25 protein-coding genes are annotated in these 25,398 nt (G+C 64.7%); 6 read left to right on the top strand and 19 right to left on the bottom strand.

Annotation, left to right across the window (positions count from 1 at the left end; genetic code table 11):
- Positions 1–143: 143 nt before the first annotated feature.
- Positions 144–1,319, bottom strand: a complete 1,176-nt coding sequence (locus tag ACE3TY_RS13550) for a pyridoxal phosphate-dependent aminotransferase (protein ID WP_374653779.1) — start codon at positions 1,317–1,319, stop codon at positions 144–146.
- Between the two features lie 364 nt (positions 1,320–1,683).
- Here ACE3TY_RS13550 and ACE3TY_RS13545 point away from each other — a divergent pair, with 364 nt between their 5' ends.
- Positions 1,684–2,781, top strand: a complete 1,098-nt coding sequence (locus ACE3TY_RS13545; protein WP_374653777.1) for a site-specific DNA-methyltransferase — start codon at positions 1,684–1,686, stop codon at positions 2,779–2,781.
- Here ACE3TY_RS13545 and ACE3TY_RS13540 read toward each other — a convergent pair.
- The 4 genes from ACE3TY_RS13540 to ACE3TY_RS13525 all read right to left on the bottom strand — a co-directional run bounded on the left by ACE3TY_RS13540 (position 2,731) and on the right by ACE3TY_RS13525 (position 5,631).
- Positions 2,731–3,363 carry a hypothetical protein gene (locus ACE3TY_RS13540; protein ID WP_374653775.1) on the bottom strand — a complete coding sequence of 211 codons (633 nt, stop codon included), beginning with the start codon at positions 3,361–3,363 and terminating at the stop codon, positions 2,731–2,733. The genes ACE3TY_RS13545 and ACE3TY_RS13540 overlap by 51 nt on opposite strands.
- Positions 3,364–3,372: 9 nt before the next feature.
- Complete coding sequence (locus ACE3TY_RS13535; protein ID WP_374653773.1) at positions 3,373–5,013, bottom strand: tetratricopeptide repeat protein; 1,641 nt, start codon at positions 5,011–5,013, stop codon at positions 3,373–3,375.
- 112 nt (positions 5,014–5,125) lie between these two features.
- The gene (locus tag ACE3TY_RS13530) at positions 5,126–5,395 is read right to left on the bottom strand and encodes a hypothetical protein (RefSeq protein WP_374653771.1); all 270 of its coding nucleotides are present in this window, start codon (positions 5,393–5,395) and stop codon (positions 5,126–5,128) included.
- 17 nt (positions 5,396–5,412) lie between these two features.
- Positions 5,413–5,631 carry a hypothetical protein gene (locus ACE3TY_RS13525; protein WP_374653769.1) on the bottom strand — a complete coding sequence of 73 codons (219 nt, stop codon included), beginning with the start codon at positions 5,629–5,631 and terminating at the stop codon, positions 5,413–5,415.
- A gap of 243 nt (positions 5,632–5,874) precedes the next feature.
- Between ACE3TY_RS13525 and ACE3TY_RS13520 the strand changes: the two genes are divergently transcribed.
- Complete coding sequence (locus ACE3TY_RS13520; RefSeq protein ID WP_374653767.1) at positions 5,875–6,765, top strand: CoA ester lyase; 891 nt, start codon at positions 5,875–5,877, stop codon at positions 6,763–6,765.
- A gap of 18 nt (positions 6,766–6,783) precedes the next feature.
- Here the strand turns inward: ACE3TY_RS13520 and ACE3TY_RS13515 are convergent, their stop codons facing one another.
- Positions 6,784–6,948 (bottom strand): hypothetical protein, encoded by a 165-nt coding sequence (locus tag ACE3TY_RS13515; RefSeq protein WP_374653765.1) that lies wholly within the window; start codon positions 6,946–6,948, stop codon positions 6,784–6,786.
- 139 nt (positions 6,949–7,087) lie between these two features.
- On the opposite strand from ACE3TY_RS13515, the gene ACE3TY_RS13510 reads away from it, so the two are divergent.
- Together ACE3TY_RS13510 and ACE3TY_RS13505 are read left to right on the top strand one after the other, a co-directional pair.
- On the top strand, positions 7,088–7,843 hold the full coding sequence (locus tag ACE3TY_RS13510) for a Crp/Fnr family transcriptional regulator (RefSeq protein ID WP_374653763.1): 756 nt from the start codon (positions 7,088–7,090) through the stop codon (positions 7,841–7,843).
- Between the two features lie 6 nt (positions 7,844–7,849).
- Complete coding sequence (locus ACE3TY_RS13505) at positions 7,850–9,181, top strand: hemolysin family protein (protein WP_374653761.1); 1,332 nt, start codon at positions 7,850–7,852, stop codon at positions 9,179–9,181.
- Between the two features lie 526 nt (positions 9,182–9,707).
- Here ACE3TY_RS13505 and ACE3TY_RS13500 read toward each other — a convergent pair.
- Positions 9,708–11,000, bottom strand: a complete 1,293-nt coding sequence (locus ACE3TY_RS13500) for a M24 family metallopeptidase (protein ID WP_374653759.1) — start codon at positions 10,998–11,000, stop codon at positions 9,708–9,710.
- 183 nt (positions 11,001–11,183) lie between these two features.
- On the opposite strand from ACE3TY_RS13500, the gene ACE3TY_RS13495 reads away from it, so the two are divergent.
- Complete coding sequence (locus ACE3TY_RS13495) at positions 11,184–11,954, top strand: class II aldolase and adducin N-terminal domain-containing protein (protein ID WP_374653757.1); 771 nt, start codon at positions 11,184–11,186, stop codon at positions 11,952–11,954.
- Positions 11,955–12,094: 140 nt separating this feature from the next.
- Here ACE3TY_RS13495 and ACE3TY_RS13490 read toward each other — a convergent pair whose 3' ends face one another.
- From ACE3TY_RS13490 to ACE3TY_RS13465, 6 genes are all read right to left on the bottom strand, one after another.
- Positions 12,095–13,735, bottom strand: coding sequence for an acyl-CoA synthetase (locus tag ACE3TY_RS13490; protein WP_374653755.1), 1,641 nt, complete (start codon positions 13,733–13,735; stop codon positions 12,095–12,097).
- A gap of 20 nt (positions 13,736–13,755) precedes the next feature.
- Positions 13,756–14,364: a DUF1326 domain-containing protein gene (locus ACE3TY_RS13485; RefSeq protein WP_374653753.1), complete on the bottom strand. Its 609-nt coding sequence runs from the start codon at positions 14,362–14,364 to the stop codon at positions 13,756–13,758.
- A 19-nt stretch (positions 14,365–14,383) separates the two neighbouring features.
- Positions 14,384–15,196 (bottom strand): DUF2182 domain-containing protein, encoded by an 813-nt coding sequence (locus tag ACE3TY_RS13480; protein ID WP_374653751.1) that lies wholly within the window; start codon positions 15,194–15,196, stop codon positions 14,384–14,386.
- A 64-nt stretch (positions 15,197–15,260) separates the two neighbouring features.
- Positions 15,261–16,661, bottom strand: coding sequence for an ATP-binding protein (locus tag ACE3TY_RS13475; protein ID WP_374653749.1), 1,401 nt, complete (start codon positions 16,659–16,661; stop codon positions 15,261–15,263).
- Positions 16,662–16,664: 3 nt separating this feature from the next.
- The gene (locus tag ACE3TY_RS13470) at positions 16,665–17,432 is read right to left on the bottom strand and encodes a response regulator (protein ID WP_374653747.1); all 768 of its coding nucleotides are present in this window, start codon (positions 17,430–17,432) and stop codon (positions 16,665–16,667) included.
- 174 nt (positions 17,433–17,606) lie between these two features.
- Positions 17,607–18,365: an EF-hand domain-containing protein gene (locus tag ACE3TY_RS13465; protein WP_374653745.1), complete on the bottom strand. Its 759-nt coding sequence runs from the start codon at positions 18,363–18,365 to the stop codon at positions 17,607–17,609.
- 373 nt (positions 18,366–18,738) lie between these two features.
- Between ACE3TY_RS13465 and ACE3TY_RS13460 the strand changes: the two genes are divergently transcribed.
- Complete coding sequence (locus ACE3TY_RS13460; protein WP_374653743.1) at positions 18,739–18,984, top strand: ParB N-terminal domain-containing protein; 246 nt, start codon at positions 18,739–18,741, stop codon at positions 18,982–18,984.
- 10 nt (positions 18,985–18,994) lie between these two features.
- Here ACE3TY_RS13460 and ACE3TY_RS13455 read toward each other — a convergent pair whose 3' ends face one another.
- From ACE3TY_RS13455 to ACE3TY_RS13430, 6 genes are all read right to left on the bottom strand, one after another.
- Complete coding sequence (locus ACE3TY_RS13455) at positions 18,995–20,191, bottom strand: benzoate/H(+) symporter BenE family transporter (RefSeq protein ID WP_374653741.1); 1,197 nt, start codon at positions 20,189–20,191, stop codon at positions 18,995–18,997.
- Positions 20,192–20,373: 182 nt separating this feature from the next.
- A complete protein-coding gene (locus ACE3TY_RS13450) occupies positions 20,374–21,591 on the bottom strand; it encodes an NAD(P)/FAD-dependent oxidoreductase (RefSeq protein WP_374653739.1) in 1,218 nt (405 codons plus the stop codon).
- Positions 21,592–21,600: 9 nt separating this feature from the next.
- Entirely contained in the window at positions 21,601–21,918 is a 318-nt protein-coding gene (locus ACE3TY_RS13445) for a 2Fe-2S iron-sulfur cluster-binding protein (protein WP_374653737.1), read from the bottom strand.
- A gap of 21 nt (positions 21,919–21,939) precedes the next feature.
- Entirely contained in the window at positions 21,940–23,229 is a 1,290-nt protein-coding gene (locus ACE3TY_RS13440) for a hypothetical protein (RefSeq protein WP_374653735.1), read from the bottom strand.
- A 46-nt stretch (positions 23,230–23,275) separates the two neighbouring features.
- On the bottom strand, positions 23,276–24,538 hold the full coding sequence (locus tag ACE3TY_RS13435) for a cytochrome P450 (RefSeq protein WP_374653733.1): 1,263 nt from the start codon (positions 24,536–24,538) through the stop codon (positions 23,276–23,278).
- Between the two features lie 47 nt (positions 24,539–24,585).
- Positions 24,586–25,386: an acetoacetate decarboxylase family protein gene (locus ACE3TY_RS13430; RefSeq protein WP_374653731.1), complete on the bottom strand. Its 801-nt coding sequence runs from the start codon at positions 25,384–25,386 to the stop codon at positions 24,586–24,588.
- Positions 25,387–25,398: the final 12 nt, after the last annotated feature.

Genomic DNA, 25,398 nt, shown 5'->3' with positions numbered 1-25,398 from the left:
AAGACCAAGAAACTGCGACGCTTTACATCGGCCCGGCCGGGCCGATGTAAAGCGGATTAGAACAGAACCGGAAAACTGTTACCCATGTCTCCGGTCTAAAATGTCACCTATCTTTCCGGTCGCACAGCATCAGGCTGGGAAGATCACGCCTTGCCAAGGAAGGCCTCGAACCGGTCCATGGCCAGCGCCAGACGCTCGTTCGACTGGGCATAGCAGAGTCGCAAGTACCCTTCGCCCCCGGCGCCGAAGGCCGTTCCCGGCGCCAGGCCCACGCGCCCCTCGACCACCAGGCGCTTGCAGAAATCGAGCGCGCTGCCGGGATCCCTGCCAAGGTCGGCCACCTGCAGCATCAGGTAGAAGGAGGCATCGGCCGGGATGACGCGCACCCGGTTCATATGGGCCAGCCGCTCCAGCACCAGGTCGCGCCCGCTTTTGCAGCGCGCCACCATCCATTTGACCCACGCCTCGCCCTCCGTCACCGCCTTGGCGCAGGCCGCCTGCAGGAAGGGCTGCCCGCCCGACGTATTGAACTCGATGAGCCGCTCCATCGGCACCATGGCGGCGCGCGGCATGACCATCCAGCCCATGCGCCAGCCGGTCATCGCCCAGGTCTTGGAAAAGGAATTGACGACGAAGACCGGGTCGTCCGGCCCCGCTATCTCCAGGAAGGAGGGCGCCACGGCGCAAGTGTAGACGAGGCGGTTATAGACTTCGTCGGCGATGAGGGCGATGCCGCGCGCGCGGCAGAAGTCGAGCACCGCCCGCCGCTGCTCTTCCGGCATGATCCAGCCGGTGGGATTGCCGGGCGAGGCCACATAGATGGCGCGCGTGCGGGCGTCGCAGGCCGCGAACAGCTTCTCGAGATCGAGATGCCAGCCGCCGCCATCGCCGGTCATGGCGACCTGGCGCGCCTCGCCGCCCATGATCGCGACGGCGCGGAAGATGTTGGGCCAGACCGGCGTCACGCAGACCATGTTGTCGCCGGCCCCGACCAGCGATTGCACGATCAGCATCATCGCATTCATGCCGCTCGAGGTGACGGCGATGCGTTCTTCCTGGATTTCAACGCCGTAGAGGCGGCGGTGATAGTCGATCAGCGCCTGCCTGAGTTCGGGAATGCCACGCTTGTAAGTATAGAAGGTCTTGCCCTCCTGAAGCGCCTCGGCCGCCGCGTCGCAGATGAATTTGGTCGTGGGCAGGTCGCCCTCCCCCACCCACAAGCCCACCACATCGGGCACGGCGAAACCCATCCTCCAGACCTCGACGATCTGCGAATCCTCGAGTTGCTCGATGGCGGGACGGAGATGGAGGGCGGTCATGGGGAAGCGTCTCTTCAGGACTGTGGCGCATGGCCATGACGCTAGCGGAACGCACTGTGCTTTCACAATAGTCGGGCACGCATGAGCGGCATGCGGCTGATCGTGTTTGATGACAGGTCATGGTTCGATGCCGTTACCATGCTGAAGAAATTTCAGAGAGGACCAAAGCTCCCTCTCAATCTGCAAAAAGAGACACATCGATGTCCGCGTCGCTTTCGTCAGCCACAAGTCCTTGCGTCATTTCATTGCTCCTGTCAGGAGCAAACAAGCCATCGAAGCCTTGACGTCTAGACGTCATTTGGTTAAGTTGAGCGAAATACAAAAAGGGAACATGATGTCTCGCTCACCGGGGGTAATCAGAGACGTGATCATTGGATTTCTCGCCGATTTGGGGCGGGATGCTTCCATCGGCGAGATAGCAGAAGCGGTTGAAGGGCGAATCGGGCGGACTTCGCAATCATCCATTCGGTCCTATCTTCGGCTCAATGTTCCATCAGTTTTCGAAAGATGCGGCCGAGGGCGATACAGATTGTCTCGCCAGGCCCAATACAAGCCCGTAAACCCGCTACTTCAGTTTCGTCCTGTGCTGGAGCGGCAAAAGGCGAAGCTTTTTCACGCCGACAGCTTGGACTGGTTGGCCTCACAAGAACCCTGTTCGATTCACGCAGTCGTGACTGATCCACCTTATGGGTTGGTCGAATACTCCACTGCCCAACAGGACAAGCTCAGAAAAGGTCGAGGTGGCGTTTGGCGGGTGCCGCCCGCGTATGATGGACATAAGCGGTCTCCTCTGCCGCGTTTCACCGTTTTGGACGCAACCGATCGAAACGAGTTGTTTGATTTCTTCAAACGATTCGGCCGGCTGCTCGGTCGCGTCGTCGTGCCGGGCGCGAATGTAATTATTGCAAGCAACCCCCTCTTGGCTCACATCGTGACCGCTGCAATGGTCGATGCCGGCTTTGAGGCAAGAGGGAACGTAATCCGGCTGACGATGACGATGCGCGGCGGAGATCGCCCGAAGAATGCGCATGTCGAGTTTGACGATGTCAGCGTGATGCCCCGATCGATGTGGGAACCGTGGATTATCCTGAGGCGTCCCCTTGAAGGTCGCGTGCAAGACAATCTTCGTCGTTGGAAAACCGGAGGGTTTCGCCGCATTTCTGGCGAACGACCGTTCGGCGACGTCATTCAATCGTCGCCCACGTCTAAGCAAGAAAGGAAAATCGCGCCACACCCCTCGCTGAAACCGCAAGACTTTTTACGAAAGATGGTCCGCGCATCCCTACCCCTTGGGGAAGGTGTTGTGTTGGATCCGTTCGCTGGATCCGGTTCGACCTTGGCTGCAGCAAATGTTGTGGAATACGAGTCTATCGGGGTCGAACGAGATAGGTCTTATGTTCAGCTTGCGGCGTCAGCCATCCCGTTGCTCGAGTTGATCCCGGGAAAGAAAGATCCAGTTTGACCTGAGCTTGGCAACGCCCGCCGCGCTAAGAGTGGCGGTCCGGGTTCCCAACTCACCGCGGTTATTTCTGCGAAAATCCGACACGACGACTTTCGCGAGATAGACCTCCGTAAACTCCATTGGAAGACGATGCGAGGCCGGCTCGGTCGCATGATCGGTGTGATAGACGAAAACGCACATCCACTGATCTCGGGCGCCATGTGTATCCACAGCACCGCCCTTCTTGCGCGTGCTCTTGATCTCAATTCCGTGCTCCCCTGCCTTTACAGCATTGTTGGGGTATCTGCCCTGCACGATCAAATCTGGATGCCCGTTGAAGAATGAATTTTCGACAATTGCGCGAGCATGCTTTGCCAAGCTTGCAGTGAGCATGTCGGATATCATTCCCGACATGGCCGCAGGCCTCAGCATGTCATCGAGGCGATGCAACCCCTTGCCGAGAAGCAGTGCATTGACGTCATAGAAGAAGTCGTAGACATCCTGCATCGCCATCTCAAAATCCTTGAGTCGGAGCGAGTACGGAAGCTCGGCGGTTTCGTTGAACAACCCACGATTGACCGTTTGGCGGATTCTTACGGTCATAGGGCGCCGCTACTCCACCAGATTGAAGAAGATCCGCGTATTGTCGTAGCCGACCGCCAATGTGATGCGGTCGCCGGGCTTCACGGCGATGGGGGTCTTGAGGAAATGCGCAGCCTGTTTCCAATGGTTGGTGCGGGCGTGGCTGTCGGAGCGGTATATCACGTCCGCGAACATATGAAGGTCGAACCAGAATGCGACGCCGTGGCACATTCCGGCTTCGGTCACGGGAACGACGATGCGGTGGCTGTCCATCTCCTTCATGTCGGTGCGGAAGTCGAAATCGAGGGCCACGAAGCGGTCGGAAAGGCGCCGGTGCGGGTCGCTGGCGAAATCGATGACGGCATATCCGGGTGAGCGGAAACGGTCCATCACCGACATGTCGAAGCCGGCGATCCCGCCCACCGGATTGATGCGCGCCAGATGCTCGCATTCCAGCAGCACGCCGTGCACGGTCGCGGCTTCCGGCACGATGCGGCCCTCGGGCTTCACCAGGTTTTCGCGTGCATGGCGGATGACGGAGAGCATGTTGGGCGCCAGCATGCCGACATTGATGAGTTCGGAAACGAAGATGTCGGCGCGCTCCGGCAGATCTTCGCCCAGGCGCAGCTGGGTCGACTTCCTGGTGATGACGTTGATCCTGTCGGCATAGCCGTTCTGCGCCACGATCTCGCGCGCGGCATCGGCGATGATGGGCAGCACCTCGCAGGTCACCACCTTGCCGGCCCCGGCGCGCGCCGCCATCATCGAGACGATGCCCGAACCCGTGCCGACCTCCAGCACCAGATCGCCCGGCCGCACGGCGCGGCGCAGCGCCTCGTCATAGGCGACGTTGCGTTCGTCATCGTTGATCATCGGGATGTGCCAGGCCGGCACCATGCTCGACAATTGCAGGCGCAGCGCGAAATTGAGGTCTTCGTCCTCGGGCAATTCGGCAAGGCCGGCGCGGATCACCTCCATCGCCTGGTCCGGCCGCTGCTGGTCGTGGATGGCCTGCGCCAGCGAGGCGTAGGCCGGCGCGCATTTCGGATCAAGGCGCAACGCCTCGCGGAAGCAGGCCTCCGCCTCGGCCATCCGATCGAGCTGGTAGAGAATCTCGCCCGCGTTGAAATGCGCATCGACGAATGTCGGATCGTGCAGGATCGCCTCGCGGAAGCAGATCAGCGCCTTGTCGAACTGGCCGCGCCTCTTGACGGCGATGCCCAGATTGTTGATCGCCGCCACCTGGACGGGCGGCAGTGCCAGCGCCTGGCGGAAGGCCATTTCCGCCTCCTCGACCCGGTCGAGGCGCAGGAGCGCATTGCCCAGATTATTCCAGGCCATGCTGTCGTCATTCTTCAGCAGCGTGGCGCGCCGGAAGCTCGTCTCCGCGTCGCCGTTGCGACCCAGCGCATAGAGAAGCGCGCCGCGGCTGTTATGGAACTGCGCCGAGGTGGGATCGATGCCGATCGCCCGGTCGATGAGGTCAAGAGCCTGTTCGGGGCTCGCTCCGCCCTGGAAGCCGATCACCCCAAGAAGATGCAGCGCATCGGCATTGCCGGGGTCGCTTTCGACCAGATCGGCGCAGATGGCACTGGCATCGGCCAGGCGGCCCTCCTCGATGGCGACCATCACCGGTTCGATGGATTGAGCCCGTTCCGCGGCGGATTTCATGATACGGCCTTCTGCTTGCCTCAGCGATCCCGGCCCGCAGTCTAGCGTGCGGAATCGGAAAAGCGCCAGTTACGGCGCTCCAATGGACCGGATGGGAAGGAGTACGGGTCTTTTAAGCGAGGATGTCGACCAGCGAACCGCGTCCGCCGCGATTGGCCGGCGGATTGCCGGCGCCATTGTCGAGTGCCGGCGCGGCGGTCGCCTCGGGAGCGCTGGGGGCGGCACCCGATACCTGCTTGGCGGCGCTCACCGCCTGCGCCAGCAAATTGGCGACGTTCTGGTCCTGATTCTGCTGGCCGCGGATACCCGACAGCGCCGCCTGCTGGCCGCGCTGGATGCTGGCGATCTGGGAGGCGGCAAAGCCGGCGGCAGCTACGTCCATTCCTTAAATCCCGCTCTTCAGGCCGTGATGTCGAGGAGGGCCTGGGTATTCTCGTTTTCGGTCCGAATCACCGCCGCATTGGCCTTGAAGCTGGTGGCAGCCAGGCTCAGCGAGACGATATCGGCCGGATCGAGCGACCCTTCGGCAACGTTCTGGGCGGTCTTTTCCAGGTCGGTCTGGGCCTTGCGCAGGCCTTCGACGGCGGTGTTGATCGCGCTTGTCGAGGTAATTTCCATGGCCACCTCCCTGGCTGCAGGATCGCGCAGCCCGAAATTTCGATGCGGCACCATAGCGCAGGCGCGTTAAAATTTGGTTTCTTTTCGTGGCCGCCGGGTCGAAATGACAGGATTGGTTAATAAACCCGGCTAGGGGCCGGATCATGGACCAAGGTCGCAGGGCCCTTGCGTTTTTACCGCTTGATCGAAAATTTCAAAGCTTGTTAGCATGTGCAATATGACCTCTGCTGGAAATTGCCGACCATGATCATCCGCCCGCGCCGCTCGGTGCTCTATCTTCCGGCCAGCAACGCCCGGGCCCTGGAAAAGGCGCGCGCGCTGCCGGCCGATGCCCTCATCCTCGATCTCGAGGACGCGGTGGCGCCGGAGGCCAAGGAAAGTGCCCGCGCCCAGCTGGTCGCGGCACTCAAGGAAGGCGGCTTCGGCAAGCGCGAGGTGATCGTCCGCGTCAACGCGCTGGAGACGCCCTGGGGCCAAGACGATGTGGCGGCGGTGGCCGGGCTCGGCGCCGATGCCATCCTGTTCCCCAAGATCAACACGCCCCAGGACGTGCTGGATGCCGTGGCGGCACTCGATGCGGCGGGCGCCCCGGCCGATCTCTCCATCTGGATCATGGCGGAAACGCCCCGCTGCATCATGGGCATGGATTCCATTGCCGGCGCCAGCCCGCGCCTCGCCTGCCTGGTGGCGGGCACATCGGATCTCAGCCGCGATCTCAGGGCCCGGCCGGCGCCAGGGCGCATCGGCGTCATCTCGGCCCTTTCCATCATCGTCATCGCGGCGCGCGCCCATGGGCTGGACGCGCTCGACGGCGTGCATCTCGATATGAACGACGATGCCGGCTATATCGCCGCCTGCGAACAGGGCCGCGATCTGGGCTTCGACGGCAAGACGCTGATCCATCCCAAGCAGATTCCCGGCGCCAATGCGGCCTTCGCCCCGGGACCGGCGGAAGTCGAGCAATCGAAGGCCATCGTCGCCGCCTGGGCCGAAGCCCGTGCCCAGGGGAAAGGCATCTGCGTCCTCAACGGCAAGCTCATCGAGAAGCTGCATGTCGAGGATGCCGAGCGCCTGCTTGCGCTCCACGCCGCCATTTTGGAGCGCGGCGAGGGCGGCGCGTCGGCGGCGGCGTGAGCCTCAATCCCGGAACGGTCAATCCTTGCCGCCGATCCGGTTGACGCAGCCCGCCTGCTGCAGCTTGTTCACCTGGCCATAGGCACCAAGGTCATAAGCACGCGTCGAAGTGCAGGCGGAAAGGCCGCCGGCAATCAGGGCGAGCACCGTCATCGTCTTGATATAATTCGCAAATACAGTCATCTCGCAACCCTCCATCATGCTGGCGGCTGGTGCCGCCGTCGGGGCCGGAAACGGGGATTTCATCCGGCGATGCCCTTAACCTGGGGGTTCCTTTCGGTTAGGTTGTGAACCGTTTCACACGCGGCGCCGCGACGGGGCCGTGAAGGAGGTCGCCATCGGCAATCCCGCAAACAGTTCAGCCCCCTTGTCCGCCCTGGCGGCGCGGGCCCAGCTGCTGGCCAGGAGCTTCCTGTTCCGGGGGCTCGAGCCTTCGCTGCTGGAGCGCGTGGCGCGCCTCTGCCAGCCGCGGCGCCTCTCCGTGGGCGAGACGCTGTTCTGGGAGGACGAGCCGGCCGACGCGCTCTACGGTGTGGCCAAGGGCCTCATCCGCATCTGGGTGCACGGACCGGACGGGCGCGAGCTGACGCTCAACCTGATGGAGGGCGGCGACTTCTTCGGCGAGATTGCCCTCCTCGACGGCCTGCCGCGCACCGCCTCGGCCAGCGCGCTGGCCGATACCGAGATGCTGAGCGTGCCGCGCGCCGCGTTCCAGGAGCTGATGCGCCAGGAACCAAGGCTCGCCCTCCACATCATCGAGCTGCTGTGCGAGCGGCTGCGGCACAATACCGACCGCATCCGGGACGCCGCCTTCCTCGACCTCGGCACGCGTCTTGCCAAGACCCTCGAGGCGCTTGCCATGGGCCATGGCGAGGACGGGCCTGACGGGATCGTCATCACGGCGAAACTCAATCAGAGCGAACTGGCGCAGCTGCTGGGTGTCACGCGCGAGGCGGTCAACAAGCAGCTGAAGCAATTCACCAAAGACGGCCTCATCACCACCAAGGGCGGCCGCATCATCGTGCGCAACAGCGAGGGCCTCACGGCACGCGGCAAGGCGCCGGAAGAGAGTGCTTAGATCACAATGACCGACGTCCCATTGGAAGATTCTTCCGTCCTGTTCGAGATATTCATCGTCCTTGGCCTGATCCTGCTCAACGGTTTCTTCGCCATGTCGGAGCTGGCCATCGTCTCGGCCCGCCGCGCGCGGCTCAAGCCCCTGGCCGATGGCGGCCATCGCGGCGCCAGGAAAGCGCTGCAGCTGGCCGAGGATCCGACGCAGTTCCTCTCCACCGTGCAGATCGGCATCACCCTGGTCGGCATCGTCGCCGGCGCCTATTCCGGCGCCACCCTGTCGGCGCCGCTCGCCAATGTGCTCGACGGCTGGCCGTGGCTTGCCGGATATGCCTATCCGGTCGCGGTGACCTTGGTGGTGGCCACCATCACCTATCTGTCGCTCATCGTCGGCGAACTGGTGCCCAAGCGCATCGCCATGAACCATGCCGAAGCGATCGCCATTCGGGTGAGCCTGGTCATGGCCTTCATCGCCAGGGTCGGCGCCCCACTGGTCTTCGTGCTGCGCGTTTCGACCAACGCGCTCCTCACGCTCATCGGTCTCGGCGGCGACCGCGACCAGGCGGTCACGGAAGAGGAAGTCAAGAGCATGGTCGCCGAAGGCGCCGAGAGCGGCGTCTTCGCCGAGGAGGAGCGGCACATGATCGACCGTGTCCTGCACCTGGCCGACTATTCGATCCGCTCGATCATGACGCCGCGCCCGGACATCGACTGGGTCGATCTCAACGATCCGCTGGAGAGCATTATCCAGCAGATCGGCGAAAGCAGCCATACCCGCCTGCTCCTATGCCAGGCCAGCGTCGACGAGGTGATCGGCGTGGTGCACACGAAGGACCTGCTGCATCAGCTGACCAGCGGACAGGCGGCGGACGTCAAGGCGCTGGATCTGCAGGCTTGCGCCAAGCCGGCGCTGACGCTGCATGAGACGACGACCATCCTGCGCCTCCTCGAGCTTTTCCGCGGCTCGCCCAGCCACATGGCGGTGGTGCTCGACGAATATGGCAGCGTCGAGGGCATCGTCACCCAGTCCGACATCTTCACCGTTATCGCCGGCGAGATGGGCGACACCCAGGACATGGACGATACGATCGCCGAACGCGACAACGGATCGTGGCTGATCGACGGGCGCACGCGCCTCATCGACGTCGAACGGCGCCTGGATGCCAGCGGCTTCGTCCATGGCGACTATGCCACCATCGCGGGCCTGGTCCTCCATCGCCTGGGCCGCGTGCCGAAGATCGGCGAGAGCATCACCTTCAACGGCTTCCGCATCGAAGTGATCGATCTCGACGGGCGGCGCATCGACAAGGTGCTGGTCGAACGCCTGGATGAAGCCAACTGATCATCTGCAATCACTCGGGCAGCTCATGCGGACCCTTACGGCGATCCGCCAACCGGCGCGCGGAGACCTGCCGCGCCAGGGGGCCCGCTTTCCCGCCTGGGCCCGGGGAGACAGCTTTTCCCACCTGTCCAAGGGAAGCCGCGTGTCCCGGGCGGCCCAGCGGGAGCGCGCTTGTCCCAGGCGCGCCACGGGAGAATCTGTTTAGCCGCGTGATCCCACGCGGGATCCCCTTGACCCGGGACCGGGGCGCCGGCTTTGCCCTCCCGGCCAGAGGGGGCGCCGGGGATACCGACGCCGGAACCGGCCTGCGCCGCATGAGCAGCGGCCTGCGCCGGGGACAACCGAGTGATTGCAGATGACCGGTGCGACCGGGCCATTCCGCGATATATGCGCGCTAGTGTATTAGTATCATATTCCTATAGTGCTTGTCAAGAACGAAATGGGAACAAGCCGACGCGTGGGAGCGGGACTGAAATCGGCCCCCCTCCCGGCCTCCCCCCTGAAGGTGGGAGGGGGCTGGGCGCCGCTAGGCTTCTTCCCACGGGAAGCTGTCGAGGCGTTCGGCGCCTGTTTCCGTGATGACCACCTGCGTTTCCAGTTTCACGCATTCGCCCTTGCCTTCCTCGCCGACGAGGCTTTCGACGCAGACGGTCATGTTTTTCTGGAAATGGCCGCGATAGGCGGCCTGCCAGTCGGGATGGAGGGGGATCGAGGGATATTCGTCGGCGAGGCCTACACCGTGAAGCGCCACGGAATAGCGGCAGGCCACGTATCTGTCGGGAATGCGCCAGCTCCGTTCGTTGAATTCGTCGAAGCTCAAGCCCGCCTTGAGCAGCGCCAGATTATGCTCGATCTGCTCGCGCGCGGCTGAATAGAGATCGCGCTGATGCGGTGTCATTTTGGTGTGGCCGATGGTCCAGGAGCGCGAGAGGTCGGCGCAATAGCCATAGGGGCCGATCATGTCGGTGTCGAAGCTCAGCATATCGCCCAGTTTCGCGACATGGTCGGAGCATTCCTGGAACCAGGGATTGGTTCGTTCGCCCACCGTGAGAAGGCGCGTTTCCAGCCATTCGCCGCCGGAACGGATGTTTTCATAGTGGAGCTCGGCCCAGATTTCCTGCTCGGTCTTGCCGGGCAGCGAATGATCGTAGAGGCGGGCCATGCCGGCCTCGCAGACGCGGACGGTCCAGCGCATCAGGTCGAGTTCCTCGGCGCTTTTGATCGAGCGCGCGATTTCGGTCAGTGCCTGGCCTTCGACCACGGTGACGCCGCGCTTGCGGAGCGCATCGACACCGGGCGGATCGAGCTTGTCGATGGCCAGTCTTAGTCCATTGGGGCGTATATTGCCGCCGTTGCGCTCCTTGAGGATCGAGACCAGTTCGTCGGCCCAGGCCTCGACGCGCTCCGCCAACCGGTCGGCGGTGTACATGTAGAACCAGGCATTGCCGGGACGGACCTCGTTCACCGTCTCGAACCCGTCGGCCAGATGCTCGGCGCCGCGATAGGCGAATTCGATGGCATGGCCGTCGGCGAAGAGCAGCGCGTAATGGAAGGGATTGTGCGTGGCCCAGAGCTGCATGTTGGAAAGATCGAGCGCATAGCGGATGTTGATCGGGTCGTAGAGCAGGATCGCCGCGCAATCCGCCTTCGCCACCTGATCGACCAGCCGTGCTTTCCGATAGCCGCGCGCGCTTACCAGCGTCGATTTGGGCAGCGGGCTTTTCAGCGGCCGGTCGGACCCTTCCGGATTGAGATAGGTCGCTTTCCGGGCGTCCTTGAAAACCGGCGCCGTGGGCACCGTGACCAGATCCGCCGACATGTCTTCCCCTGAAAAGACTGTTTCGCTGGTCCGAATTCTAGCGCCGGGGCGGCGGGCGGCGGCATGCCAAATCGGCATGGGTCGATATGGCTCAAGAATATGTCCAAAATTGACCGGCCGCCGGCCCTGCCCCATAGTAGCGTCCGATCGGTTGTATCCCGCCTTTGGCCATTCATGGAGCAGATGATGAGTTCGGTTGCGCGCATTCCCGCCAAGGCCCGGCTCGACAATTCGCATTACGAGGAGCGCTGCCAGTTGGCCGCCGCCTTCCGCTGGACGGCCGAACTCAACATGCATGAAGGTGTCGCCAACCATTTCAGCCTCGCCGTCTCGGACGATGGCAGCCAGTTCCTGGTCAATCCCTGCGGCAGGCATTTCTCGCGCATCAAGGCCAGCGACCTCATCCTGTTGGATGCCAACGATCCCACCACGATGGACCAGCCCAATGCGCCGGACCCCACCGCCTGGGCGATCCACGGCGCCATTCACCGGAACGCGCCGCATGCGCGCTGCGTCCTCCATGTGCATTCGAAATATGCGCTGGCGCTGGCCTGCCTCAAGGACCCCAGCATGCCGCCGATCGACCAGAACACGATGCGCTTCTACAACCGCATCTCCTATGACATGGGCTTCGACGGCATGGGATTGGGCGACGAGGCGGAGCGGCTGTCGCGATGCCTGGGAAGGAACAAGGTCATGGTGATGGGCAATCACGGCGTGCTGACCGCAGCACCCACCGTGGCCGAGGCGTTCGACGTGCTCTATTATTTCGAACGCGCGGCGGAGACATTGATCACGGCCTATGCGACGGGGCGCGAACTCAATATCGCCAGCAACGAAGTGGCCGAGAAGACGGCGCGGCAGTGGGAGGAATATCCCTCCGACATGGAGACCGCGCATCTCAACGAAATCCGCGCCATTCTGGATCGGAAGCAGCCGGACTACGCGGAGTAGGATCAGCCGTTCTTTCTGCGGAGAGACACCCCCAGCCCGACCCTCCCCCTGAAGGGAGAGGGGGTTCTGAGCGAGGTGTTGGTGCGAGCTCGGTGGGAAAGCCCTCTCCCTTGAGGGGGAGGGTTGGGTGGGGGTCCGCGTCAGAGTCTCTTTGCCTGTTCGCGCAGGAGGAATTTCTGGATCTTGCCGGTCGAGGTCTTGGGGAGGTCGCCGAAGATCACGCGCTTTGGCGTCTTGAAGCCGGCGAGGGCTTCGCGGCAGAAGGCGATGAGTTCGGCTTCGGTGACGGCGGCACCCGGTTTCAGTTCGACGAAGGCGCAAGGGACTTCGCCCCATTTGGGATCTGGCTTGGCGACGACGGCGGCGTTGGCGATTGCCGCGTGCCTGTAGAGGCGGCTTTCGATTTCGATCGAGGAGACATTCTCGCCGCCGGAGATGATGACGTCCTTCAGCCGGTCCTTGATCTCGACATAGCCGTTGGGATGGCGCACCGCGATGTCGCCGGAATGGAAGTAGCCGCCGGCAAACGCCTTCCCGGTCGCGGCCTTGTCCTTGTGATAACCCTTCATGACCGTGTTGCCGCGCAGGAGAATCTCGCCCATCGTCCGCCCGTCGGCGGGCGGCGTCGCCCCGGTTTCGGGGTCCTTGAGTTCCAGCGCCTCGGTGATGGGAAAGCGGACACCCTGGCGCGCCTTCATTTCCGCCTGCGTGGCGAAGGGAAGATCGTTCCATTCCGCCTGCCAGGCGCAATGCACCGTATGGCCATAGGTTTCGGTAAGGCCATAGACCTGCATCACCTCGAAACCGAGCTCGGCCATCTGGGCCAGCACGGCGCTGGGCGGCGGTGCCCCCGCTGTCATGACCTGGACCTTATGCGGGAGTGTCTTTCGTTCCTCGGCCGGCGCGTTGATCAGCATGCCCAGCACCACGGGCGCCCCGCCCAGATGCGTGATGCGATGCGCGGCGATGGCGTCGAAGATGGCCTTGGCCGCCACATAGCGGCAGAGCACGGCGGTGCCGGCCACGAGGGCCAGGGTCCAGGCATGGCCCCAGCCGTTACAATGAAACATGGGTACGGTGTAGAGATAGACTGGGTGCGGCGGCAAACCCCAGCCGACCACGGTGCCCAGGCTCATCAGATAGGCGCCGCGATGGTGATAGAGCACACCCTTCGGCCGCCCGCTGGTGCCCGACGTGTAGTTGAGCGAGAGCGATTGCCATTCATCCCGCGGCAGATGCCAGAGATAATCCGGATCGCCGCCGGCAATGAAATCTTCATAGGTCCTGACGCCGAGGCGGTCGTCCAGGCCGTGGCCGCCCTTGGCCTGCGCATCCACGATGTCGATGACCAGGGGCTTGTCGCCCGTCATGCGGGCCAGCGCTTCGCGCATGACGGGGGCGAATTCGGTGTCGGTCAGCAGCACCTTGGCGCCGCCATGATCGAGGATATAGGCCACCGTGTCGGCATCGAGCCGCGTGTTGATGGTGTTGAGGATGGCACCCGCGAGGGGCACGCCGAAATGGCCTTCGAACAGTTCCGGCGTGTTGGCGGCCATCATGGCGACGACATCGCCCTGGCGCACGCCATGGGCGGAGAGGGCCGAGGCCAGGCGCCGCGCGCGCTCACGCACATCGTGCCAGCTGTAGCGGCGCGGGCCATAGACGATGGCCGCGCGGCCGGGAAACACATCGGCGGCCCGTGCCAGGAAGGAAAGCGGCGAGAGGGGCACGTAATTGGCCGGATTGCGCTCCAGCCCCGGTTCGTCGTCGAGAGCCGTCATGGCGTCGATCCGGCTTCCGGTCAGGGCCCGCGCCAGTCGATCGCGCAGATCTCGGCGCTGCGCCCGTCGAAATCCCAGACGCGGCCGAAGGCGCGCACGCGGCCCTGATTGGCCTTGGCGACGGTGATGTCCGGGCCCATCCAATATTCGGTGTTGCTGATGACGACATGGGAGCCCGGATCCTTGCCGCCGATCGGCTCGACCTCGCCGATGATCTTCTTCGGCACGACGAGGCGGCGCTTCTCGCCCTCGCGCTCGAAGCTGACCGGCGCCCGCTCGGCACCCAGGAACGTGCTGACCAGGATGGAAAAGAGGCCCGTGGTGCCGCGCGCCTTGCCGCTGAAGATGGCGACCAGCTTTTCAAAGGCGGCATCGCTGGCGCGCTCGTCGATATAGGCGGCGGCCGTCCAATTGCCGCGCGCCATGTTGCCGGGAATGTCGAGCAGCAAAGCGACGTTGAGACCGGAAAGATCCGTCTCGCCGCTGTTTCCCCGATCGATGCGGATGCCGGCCCAACCCTGGCATTGGCCTTCGGTCGGCGGATGCTTGCCCAATGAGACGACGCAAGGACAGAACACCGTGCAGCTGCAATTGAGGATCAGCTCCCCCTTGAGCGCCCATTTTTCCATTTTTTCTTTTCTCCTCCCGTCAGATCGCGAACCGAAGATTGCCCAGGACGAAACCCGCGGCCGCAATCAGGATCAGGCCCAAGGGTATGGTGACGAAGCGGCCGGCGCCAGCGAGTTTTTCGAGCGCCATCAGGATCATGCCGAACCCCATCCAGGCCAGGTTCATGGTGCCGCCGATGAGCGAGAGCAGCATCAGCGCCCAGCAGCAGCCGAGGCAGTCGAGGCCGTGCTTCCAGCCCATGAAGAAGGCGCCGCCGGGGCCTCCGCGCCAATGCATCATGAAGAAGGTCATCGGATGCCGGCAGCGCACGAGGCAGGCATGCTTGAGGCGGCTGAACTGGTAGAGGCCGGCGCCGGCCAGCAGCGCGGCGGCAAGGAGCGGCTCCGCCCCCGGCATGAAGCGCGCCGGCATGACCTGCGCTGGCGCGACGCGCGCCAGCAGCACCTGCAGCGCGGCGGCGGCCAGGGCGAAACCCAGCCACACGGCGACATAGGCCGACAGGAAGATGAGGAACTGCAGGCCCGGCCGGGCATCGCGATCCTGCCGCGCGAGGATGGCGAAGCGCCGCAGGGTCGGCGCCGAAGTGGGCAGCATCATGCCCAGCGACATCAGCGCCCACATAAGGAAAAGCGGCCCGAAGCCGGTGGCGTCCAGCGGGGCGAGGCAGCGCGCCAGCAAGGTGTCGAGGAGGGAACCGCCGGCCCGATCCGGCCCCAGCCAGGCGAGGCCCAGCCAGGCACCGAGGAGAAGAAGATAGAAGGCGCCCCAGCCGAGGACCGGGAATCTTGCCGCCGCCGCGGGAATCGGCCGGTATGTCGGGTCGAGACTCATGGATGCGAGCAAAGCACGAAATGCCGCCGCGTCAAATGGCCGGCTTACGCCGCACTGCAGCAGATCAGCGCCCGGCGGCGATGGGCATGGACATGAAGGGCATGGACATGTGGACGACGAGCCCGCCCGTTTCGCCATTGCGCAAGGTGACATCGCCGCCATGGGCGCGGAAGACATGCCGCGCGATGGCAAGGCCCAGGCCCGTCCCGCCCATCGCGCCGCCCGGTTCGTCCGGAGCGCGCGCCTTGTCGATGCGGTAGAAGGCATCGAAGACGCGCTCCTGCTCCTCCACCGGAATGCCGGGACCGGCATCCGCCACGACGATCTCGATCCGGCCCGCGGCTTCGCCCAGGCGCACGGCGGCGCCGGCGCCGTATTTCACCGCATTCTCGATGACATTGCCGATGCCGCGCGTGAGCGAGGTGGGCGCCGCCTCGACCGGCAGGAAGTCCGGCCCCTCATAGCTGACCCGCGCGCCGGCATCGGCCGCCTCGTCGCACAGCGAATGCACGAGCGATGCGAGATCGACCCGCATCCGCGCCTCGCCCGCCACATCGTCGCGCGCGAAAGAAAGAGTGGCCGCGATCATCCGGTCCATGAGGTCGAGATCGCCCAGCATCTTCCGCCTTTCGGGCGACTCCGCCAGATTTTCCGTGCGCAGCCGCAGGCGCGAGAGCGGCGTCCTGAGATCGTGGGAGATCGCCGCCAGCACCCGCGTGCGGTCCTCGACGAAGCGGCGCAGGCGGTCCTGCATCCGGTTGAAGGCGTGCGTCACCAGGCGGATTTCGCGCGGGCCCTGCTCCTTGAGCGGCACGGCGGCGATGTTGAGGCCCAGCCTTTCGGCGGCACCGGCAAGGCGGCGGAGCGAGCGCGACATGCCGCGCGCCGCCAGCAGCGAGATGAAGAGGATGGTGAGGAAGGCGCCGATCCAGGGCCACCAGAGATGCAGCGACGGGGCGGGGGCGATATCGCCATAGGGCATGGTCGCCGTCAGCCAGGAACCGTCGCCCAGGCGCAGCCACAAGGTTATCGGCAGGTTCGGATTGCCGGCCGCCGTAAAGGGCGGCGGGCCGGGCGGCGTCCGCGGCATCAGGGTTTCGATCAGCGCCTCGGTGACGACGGGCGCAAGGTCGCGCCGCAGATGGTCGCACAGGCGCTCGAAGGCGGGCGAGGAGCGGATGGGCGCAATGGGTTCGAAGGCCGGACGGGCGGCGAGCTGGAAACGCGGGCTGCTCTGGCTGGCCAGGAGCGCCGGCCGCGCGGCGGGCTTCGCCTTCAGCGCGGCCCCGGCTGGCTCGCGCAGACGCTCGACGATCGGGTCGATGTCGGAAAGCCGCCACCAGCCGTCGTGATCGCCGCGGAACAGCAGATAGCCGAAAAGCTGGGTGAGCAGCATCGCCCCCAGCATGGTGACGGCGATGCGGGTGGCGATGCGGTCGGGCCAGAGCATCCGCGCCCAGGACATGGCCTATTCCAGGGTCACGTTCGGCGCGAACAGATAGCCGCCGCTGCGCACCGTCTTGATGAAGCGGGGGGCGCGCGGGTTTTGCTCGATCTTGCGGCGGATGCGGCTGACGAGGATGTCGACGCTGCGGTCGTTGCCGTCGCCGCCGCGGTTGCGCGTGAGTTCGACCAGGTGATCGCGCGTCAGCACGGTCTGGGGATGTTCGACCAGGGCCAGCAGCAGATCCGTTTCGCCCGAGGTCAGCGTGATGAGCACGCCTTGGGGCGAGATCACTTCGCGCCTGGCCGCGTCGACGCGCCAGCCTTCGAACAGATAGACGCGCTTGGCGCCCTTGCGCGCCATGGCGGCCGGCGGTTCCTCGCCCGCCCGGCGCGCCCGGCGCAGCACGGCCTTGGTGCGCGCCACCAGCTCGGCGGTCTCGAAGGGCTTGGCGATGTAATCGTCGGCGCCCATGTCGAAACCGGCCAGCTTGTGCGGCCCGCGCCCCAGCGCGCTCAGCATGATGATCGGCAGGTCGGATTCGGCGCGGATGCGGCGGCACAGGGAAAGACCGTCCTCGTCGGGCAGCATCAGGTCCAGAATGACCAGGTCCGGCGGCGATGCGTGCAGCATCTTCATCATGGTGAGCCCGTCCGGCGCCAGCGACACGCGGAAGCCCTGCTCGCCGAACAGGCGGCCGAGAAGCAGGCGGTGTTCGCGATCGTCGTCGACGATCAGGAGATGGGGCAGTTGACCGATCGGCTGAACTGATTTTGCCTGCATGGCGAGCATGAACTTGATACCTGTGGAATTGCCGGACCCGTGTTCTTTTCTGTCATCTTCCCGCCGGTCCCGCCAGGAACAGATTGTCGCGACATCGGATATGCATGGTAAACGGAGCTCCGCCGCCGGCCAAGCGGCGGAGCCCGGTCGCCGGCGGATTCCGCCGAAGACCCAGGAGAAGAATCAGGCCGTCGCCGAATAGGTCTGGCTGGCCTGACGTTCCTGCAATTTAAGGAAACTGGACAGGATACTGGCCAGGTCTTCCTTGTTGACGCTGCCGGTCGTCTGGCTCTCCTCGAGCCTTGCCTGCAGAATCTCCAGCAGCGTGTCTTCCTCATCCTCCTCGTCGCTGGAGGATGCCGAAGCCCCGCCGCCCGAAGGCGGCGGACCGCCGGCACCGCCGCCACCTGGCGGCGGACCGTCGGGACGGTTGCTCTCGAAGCCGGCCTGCAGTTCTTCCGACGTCAGGGAGCCGTCGCCATCCGTATCGAAGGAGGCGAACATCTCCTTCAATTCGGTTGCGCTGGGCCCGTTGCCGTCCTGCGGCGCGCCGGCGATGAATTCGGCTTCATCGACGCCGCCGTCGGAATTGCCGTCGAGCTTGGCGAACATTTCCTCAGCCGAGGGTGGCTGCGGCCGCGAAGCTTCCTGCTGCTGGATCAGCGTGGCGCGCATATCGTCGCTCAACTTCTGGAAACCGGTCTCCAGTTCGTCTTGCGTGAGTTTGCCGTCGCCATCGCTGTCGAAGCTGTTGAACAGCTCCGTGGCCAGCGTCTCCTTCGCGGTGTCGGTCGAGCTTTCGCTCACCCCGGCACCGCTCAGGAACTCCGCCTGGTCGACGCCGCCATCTTCGTTGGCGTCGAGCTTGGCAAAGAGCTGCTGGCGCATCTGGCTCAGCGCGGCCGCACTGGGCCCCGCTGCGCCATAGTTGGTTGAGATCATGGAGTCACTCCTCCTTTCGGGTTATGGACGCCGGCTGTACCGGCCGGCCTCCGCCCGCATGTGTCGCAGGAAATATGCCATCATTGTTTCAACGTGTTAGCAGGCATTTCCAGGCGCGGCAGAAACAAAAAAATATATTGCCTTCTAACGGATTGCATTCATTGGCATCGGTCCGCGCCAACAGGCCCATGGCTTGCGCGCACGGAACCCAATACTGTGTCCAGATGTGTCCGCGAACGAAAAAGATATCTATCGACAAACAGCGGACGGATGCCCGCCCAGGCCGTTGCAAGGCGTTTTGTTTCCGGCGCCGCCTGGAGATATGGTGCAACCGGCCAGCCGGACCGAAACGAGATGCAGGAGCGATCCAGGAATGAAGCCCGTCAAGGTCAAGATCGCCGACATCTATGTGCCGACCGCGCTGCGCGTGCCGATCGATGCGGCCAAGGTCGAGGAACTGGCGCTGAGCATCGCCGACCAGGGGCAGCAGGTGCCGATCCTGGTGCGGGCGGACAAGGAGCGCTTTGTGCTGGTGGCGGGCCTCCATCGCATGGAGGCCTGCAGGGCGCTGGGCGAGACCACGATCATCGCCAACCTGGTCCAGGCCCGCAAGCATTAGGACCCTATAGTCACACCCGATGCGCCCGGCGCCAGCGCGCGAGCGCGTAGATGGCGCCGCCGGCGAGCAGCCCCCAGAAGGCGCCGCTGATGCCGAAGAAGCTGACGCCCGAGGCGGTGACGATGAAGGTGATGATCGCGGCTTCGCGGTCCTTCTGGTCGCCGACGGCACCCAGCATCGCCGAACCCAGCGCCCCCAGCAAGGCGAGGCCCGCCACGGCCTGGATGAGGATGGGGGGTGCCGCGCTGACGAAGGCGGTGGCTGCACCGGCGGCAAGGCCGAACAGCACGTAGAAGATGCCCGAGACCGCCGCCGCCCAATAGCGCCGCGCCGGATCGGGATGGGCATCGTGGCCGGCGCAAAGGGCCGCGGTGATGGCGGCGAGATTGACGGCATGGCCGCCGAACGGGGCCGAAGCCAGGCTGAAGAGGCCGGTGATGCTGAACAGCGGGCCGGGGTCCGGGCGATAGCCGTTGACGTTGAGGACGGCGATGCCGGGAATGTTCTGCGAGGCCATGGTGACGATGAAGAGCGGCAGGGCGATGCCGATCATGGCGGGCAGGGAGAAGTGCGGCACGACCAGCACCGGCCGCGGCCAGAGGCTCGCCATGTCGAGATGGCCGACATCGGCGGTGGCGGCGATGATGCCGACCGTCACCAGCACGGCGGCCGGCACGGCATAAAGCCGGCGCCATCTGGCGACCAGCGCCCAGGTGACGACGATGGCAAGGCCGAAGGCCGGCGAAGCCGCCACCGCCTTGACCGGTGCAAGGCAGAGACCCAGGAGCACACCCGCCAGCATGGCATTGGCGAGGGGTGCCGGAATGCTGGCCACCGCACGGCCCAACGGCTTCCATAGGCCGGCGATGACGATGAGCAGGCTGCTGACGAGGAAGGCGCCGACAGCGGTGGCGAACCCGCCCGCCGGCGCGGCGCTCGCGGCCAACAGAGCGGCGCCCGGCGTCGACCAGGCGATGCTGATTGGCTGCTTCGTCCGGAAGCTGAGGAAGATGGCGCAGAGACCCATGCCGATCGAGAGCGCCATCAGGCCCGACGCCGCTTCCCGCTGACTGGCGCCCATGGCGGTGAGGCCCTGGATGATGACGGCGAAGGAAGAGGCAAAGCCCACGAAGGCCGCGAGCAGCCCGGCCGAAAAAGCCTCGAACGAAAAACCGTGGTTCGTGGAACCTGTGGGTTGCGCATCCATCGCCAGTGTCGCCTCAATGTCATCGGTGGCGGCGACAATGCGAAATTCGGGCGGGTTCGTAAAGGTTGTCGAAGATCGGACCGGAATCCCCTCACCCCAACCCTCTCCCCGCTATCGCGGGGCGAGGGAGTTTCGAGCGTGTTTGCTTTGAAGCCCCTCGCCCCTCCGGGGAGAGGGGCGCTCTAAGCGAGCAGGGACTTGAGGTCCGAATTGGGATCGGCCAGGGCCGCGGGGTCGGGGGATTTGCCGGCTTCGATTGCTTTCTTACCCAGCGCATAGGCCAGGGCTTCGTTCATGGCGTCGACGGCGATGAAGTGCCCCGCGCGGAAATACCAGACCGATTGGCTTTGCGGCCGCTTGCCCGGGCGGACGACCGTGCTGTCGTAGCCCCGGTTAAGGCCGGCGATCTGCAGCTTCACGTCATACTGGTCGGACCAGAACCAGGGCTTGGGGTCGTAATCCGCCGAGCCGCCCATGATGATCCCGGCCGCATGTTCGGCCTGATCGATGGCGTTCTGGACAGATTCGAGCCGTGTGCGCACGCCGCCCCAGAGGAAATTGGCGCAGTCGCCGGCGGCGAATATGTCGGGTGCAGACGTGCGGCATTGCGCATCGACCAGGATGCCGCCATCGACGGCCAGGCCCGCTTCCCTCGCCAGTTCGTCATTGGGCAGGATGCCGATGCCGACGATGGCAAGGTCGGCCGGCAGGACCGTTCCGTCCCGCAGCCTGACGCCCGTGAGGCGGCCACCCTCGCCCACCAGTCCGGCAAGGCCGGTGGCTTCGCGGATGGCGACATTGTGGGCCTGGTGGAGGGCGCGGAAGAAATCCGACGTGGGGGCCGCCGCCACGCGCTGCAGGATGCGATCGGCCATTTCGATGACCGTCACGGCGAGGCCCTTCTGCGCCGCCACCGCCGCGGCTTCGAGACCGATATAGCCGCCGCCGATGACGATGAGGCGCCGGCCGGCCTGGAGCTCGGGCGCGATCGCATCGGCATCGGCGAGGTTGCGGACCGTGAAGACGCCACCAAGATCGCCGCCGATCTCGGGGGCCAAGCGCCGCGGGCGGGAGCCGGTGGCAAGGACGAGCTGCCGGTAGCGCAAACGCCGCCCGTCGTCCAGCGTCACTTCATGGGCGTCGGCATGCAGGGCGGCGACACGGATGCCGAGGCGCAGCTCGATCTTCTCTTCCGCGTACCAGGAGAGCGGCCGCACGAAGAGCCGCTCCAGCGCCAGCTCGCCCGAGACATATTTCTTGGAGAGCGGCGGCCGCTGGTAGGGGGCGGCCTGTTCCTCGCCAAGGATGACCAGGGGACCATCGTAGCCCAGCGCGCGGAGCTTGGCCGCACAGGATGCGCTGGCCTGGCCGGCGCCGACGAGAAGGATCGGGTCCGCCATCTCCGCGCCCTAGATATGCGGCACGCGCAGGATGAGGCCGTCCAGTTCCTCGCTGGCGACGATCTGGCAGGAAAGGCGGCTATTCTCCTTGCGTTCGGCCGTCGTGATTTCCAGCATGTCGTTTTCCATTTCGCCGGGCTTGCCGGTCCTGGCCACCCAGGCCGGGTCGACATAGACGTGGCAGGTGGCGCAGGAGAGACAGCCGCCGCATTCGCCGATGACATCGGGCACATTGTTGGCCACGGCCGCTTCCATCAGATTGTGGCCGATGGCGACCTGCGCGCTGATTTCGCGTCCGTCGCCGAGGATCCAGGTGACTTTCGGCATACTGCCTTCCCCAATCGCTGCCTAGATGAAGTGAATATAGTAGTCGCGCAAGGCATCGCCCTCGAGTCCCGCCACGCGTTCGACCTCATGTTGCTTGACGAAGACATGATTGTCGATGAGGCCCCGGCCCACCGCCGCCACGAGCTTCTCGTCGGCGGCGAGATCGTTGAGCGCGCCGCCGAGCGTTTCGGAAACGCCGTCCTTGGCATCCTGGCTGCCCAGGCAGTCAGCGGTTTCCGCCGGCGCCAGCGTGTAATTGCCGGTAAAGCCCAACCTTGCCGCCTGCAGGATGGTGGCGACCATCGTATAGGGGTTCGCCATGCCGTCGGCCATGCGGTGTTCGATGCGCGACTTGGCGCCGCCTTCGGCCGAGAGGCGCGTGGTGACGCCGCGATGATCGACGCCCCAATTGCGCCAGAAGCCGGAGAGGCTGGCTGGTTTCAGCCGTTCATAGGAATTCACGCTGGGCGCGATGAGGCCGGCCATGGCCTTGTGATGCTGCATCAGGCCGGCGATGCAGCCGCGCGTCAGCGCCGGCATCCTGGCCGGATCGACCGCATCGCCGATGGCGTTGCGCCCGTCCTTGTCGGTGAAGCTGAAATTGACATGCACGCCGTTGCCGCTGAGGTTGAGGATCGGCTTGGGCATGAAGGTCAGCAGGATTCCATGCTCCCACGCCACTTCGCGCGCCAGCAGGCGGAAGAGGAAAATATCGTCGACGGCCTTGAGGGCGTCGTCATAGGTGAGCGTGAATTCGAATTGCGGCGAATCGTATTCGGAGGTGAAGCAGTCGATGCGGAAGCCGACGGCGCTGGCCTTTTCCCAGATCGCGTCGGTGAAGCCGATCGGATCCGTGAAGGGACCGGTCGAATAGACGAAGGCGCCGGGCGTGTCGTAGGGAACCCATTTCCCTTCCGCGTTGCGCACGAAGGCATAGGCTTCGAGCTCGATCCCGACCTTCGGGCTGTAGCCCAGCGACTGCCAGTCGGCGATGGCGCGCTTCAGGGCGCCGCGGCCGCACAGCGCCAAGGGCGTCCCGTCATTGTCGTACTGATCGGCGATCACCACCTTGGTGTTCGGCTGCCAGCCATCGCGGATATCGGCGGCCTTGTAGGCGGCGTCGAAATCCGGCAGTCCTTCCAGCATCTTGGAACCCGGCGCCGGGATGAGATCCTTGGCATAGCTTACCGCATAGATACCGAGGCAAAGGCGCGTGGTGCCGTCGCCCATTTTGCTGGCCGGCAGATATTTGCCGCGCGCCAGATTGAGATGATCGCAGAACAGAAGCCGCAGCCGTTCGCCGCTCGCCATCGTGAATTCTCCCAGAACAGATCTTCAGTACGTTGCAAGTCGTTCGTCAGTTCGCTTCTATCCGCACCGGCAGGCGCTTGATGCCGCCGATGAAATTGGACCGCAGGAATTCGTGCGGCGCCGTCTGTTCGATCGACTTCACGCGCTTGACCAGTTCCTGCAGCAGGATGCGCACTTCGAGACGCGCCAGCCACATGCCCAGACACACATGCGGCCCCCCTTGCCCGAAGGATACATGGCGGTTGGGACTGCGCAACAGGTCGAGTTCGAACGGATCGTCGAAGACGGTCTCGTCGCGGTTGGCCGAAGCGAACCACAGGATGACCTTGTCGCCGGCCTTCACGTGCTTGCCGTGAAGGTCGAAATCGCGCGTCGCGGTGCGGCGGAAATGCATGGTGGGCGAGGCCCAGCGGATGAATTCGTCGGGGGCCGTTTCCCAGACATTGTCTTGCCCGGCGCGGAGCTGGTCCATCAGCCGCGGGCGGTTGGCCAGCGCATAGAGCGAGGCCGCGATCGAGTAGCGCGTCGTATCATTGCCGGCCGCCACCAGCAGGCAGAAGAAGTTGCGGAACTCGGTCTCGGTGATGACGTTGCCATGGGCGTCGGGCTGCAGGATGAGATGCAGCACGCCGTTGGTGTCGCCGCGCGCCTGCTTGTCGCGCATCAGTTTCTTGGCATATTCGTAAAGCTCTGCCCCGGCCGGCGAGCGGAACGGCATCAGCCGGTAGGCCTCGGTATCGGCCTTGTCGAGCACCAGGTCGGTGAATTCGGGATCGGTATTGGCGATGAGCTGGTCGCCCTTTTCCACCAGCCAGTCGAGATCCGCGTCCGGGGTCCCCAGGATCTGGCCCAGCATGCGCATCGGCAATTGCCGCGCGATGTCCTTGGTGGCATCGAACGACCCTTGCGCCAGCACGCTGTCGAGGATGGTGTCGCAGATCGAGCGGATCTGGGCATCGAACTGGGCCACCACCGGCTTCGAAAAGGCCTTGGCCACCAGCACGCGGGTGCGCGAATGTTCGGGCGGATCGGTTTCCTGGAAGGTGCGGCGCGCGAGATATTCCTCGTAGGTCTGGTCCTCCATGCGGATGCCCTGGGCGGAACTCAGCAGTTCGTAATTCCTGTTGAGGTCGAGGATGTCGGCATGACGCGTGATGGACCAGAAACCCTTGCCGCCCTTCATCTCGCTCCAGGCCAATGGGTCATCGCGGCGGAGCCTGGCGAAGGTGTTATGCGGCGCGCCGCCGAGAAAGGAATCGTGATCCGAGAGGTCGGCATGACCGTCATCGGCCGGCTTGAAACTCGTCATGGGTGGGACCTTTGCGTTGCGTGGAGCTGCGTGAGGTTGCGTTTGCGTCAGGCGCCGATCTTCGGCACCAGGGATTTGCCGCCATTCCAGACGACGCCGATCTGCCGGTAATAGCCGCCGATGATCTCCCTGGGCTCGAGATGCGCCAGCTCCTCGGTGGGTGCGTCGAACAGAGCGAAATGATCGACAGAGGCCGCGAAGGGCTGGCCGCCTTCGAATCTGGCGCCGGTCGATTCGATGAGTTCGGCATGGGCGTCGCCCGTGCCGTCGATGGCGGGCAGCCAGCGGTGATGCGCCATCGGATGGCCGTTGACGAAGCCGTTCTTCTCGGAAGGACCGGTCAGCGTGATGACGGCCTCGGCCAGGCGCCGGTCGGCAGCGGCGAGCGTCGCGCCGAATTTTCCGCCGGGCGCCACCTGTGGGGCGGGCGCGAAGGGATGCGGCCGCGTCATGTGGATGGAGCCGAACTTCTTCGGATAGCCCTGGTGGATGCCGCGCAGCAGGGCGAAATCCTTGTCGACCCAGATATAGATGCAGCGCGAATAGGTGCGCCCCTCGAAGGCGCAGCGCACGACGGCGAAAGCCTCCTTATATTGGGCGCGCACGGGGTCGAGCATTTCCCGCCTGCCGCCGCCGCAGGATTGCCAGTCGGCCCAGATGAGGGCCACCGCGCCCGGATCCTCGGACGCCAGCGTCAGGGGGGCGGGCAGGATGTCGGCGATGAGCTTGGGGTCGGTGCGGTATTCGACGGTCAGAAGATCGCCGGCATAGTGCCAGGGCGGCGGCGGCAGCAGGCTCGATTGGCCGCTGGCGCTGCGCGGATAGAAGAAGCCCTTCTGTGCGGTCATGGCGTCGTGCTC

Origin of the sequence: Dongia sp. (genome assembly GCF_041918875.1) — a bacterium.
GTDB lineage: Bacteria > Pseudomonadota > Alphaproteobacteria > Dongiales > Dongiaceae > Dongia.
This window is presented reverse-complemented; position numbering and strand designations above follow the sequence as displayed.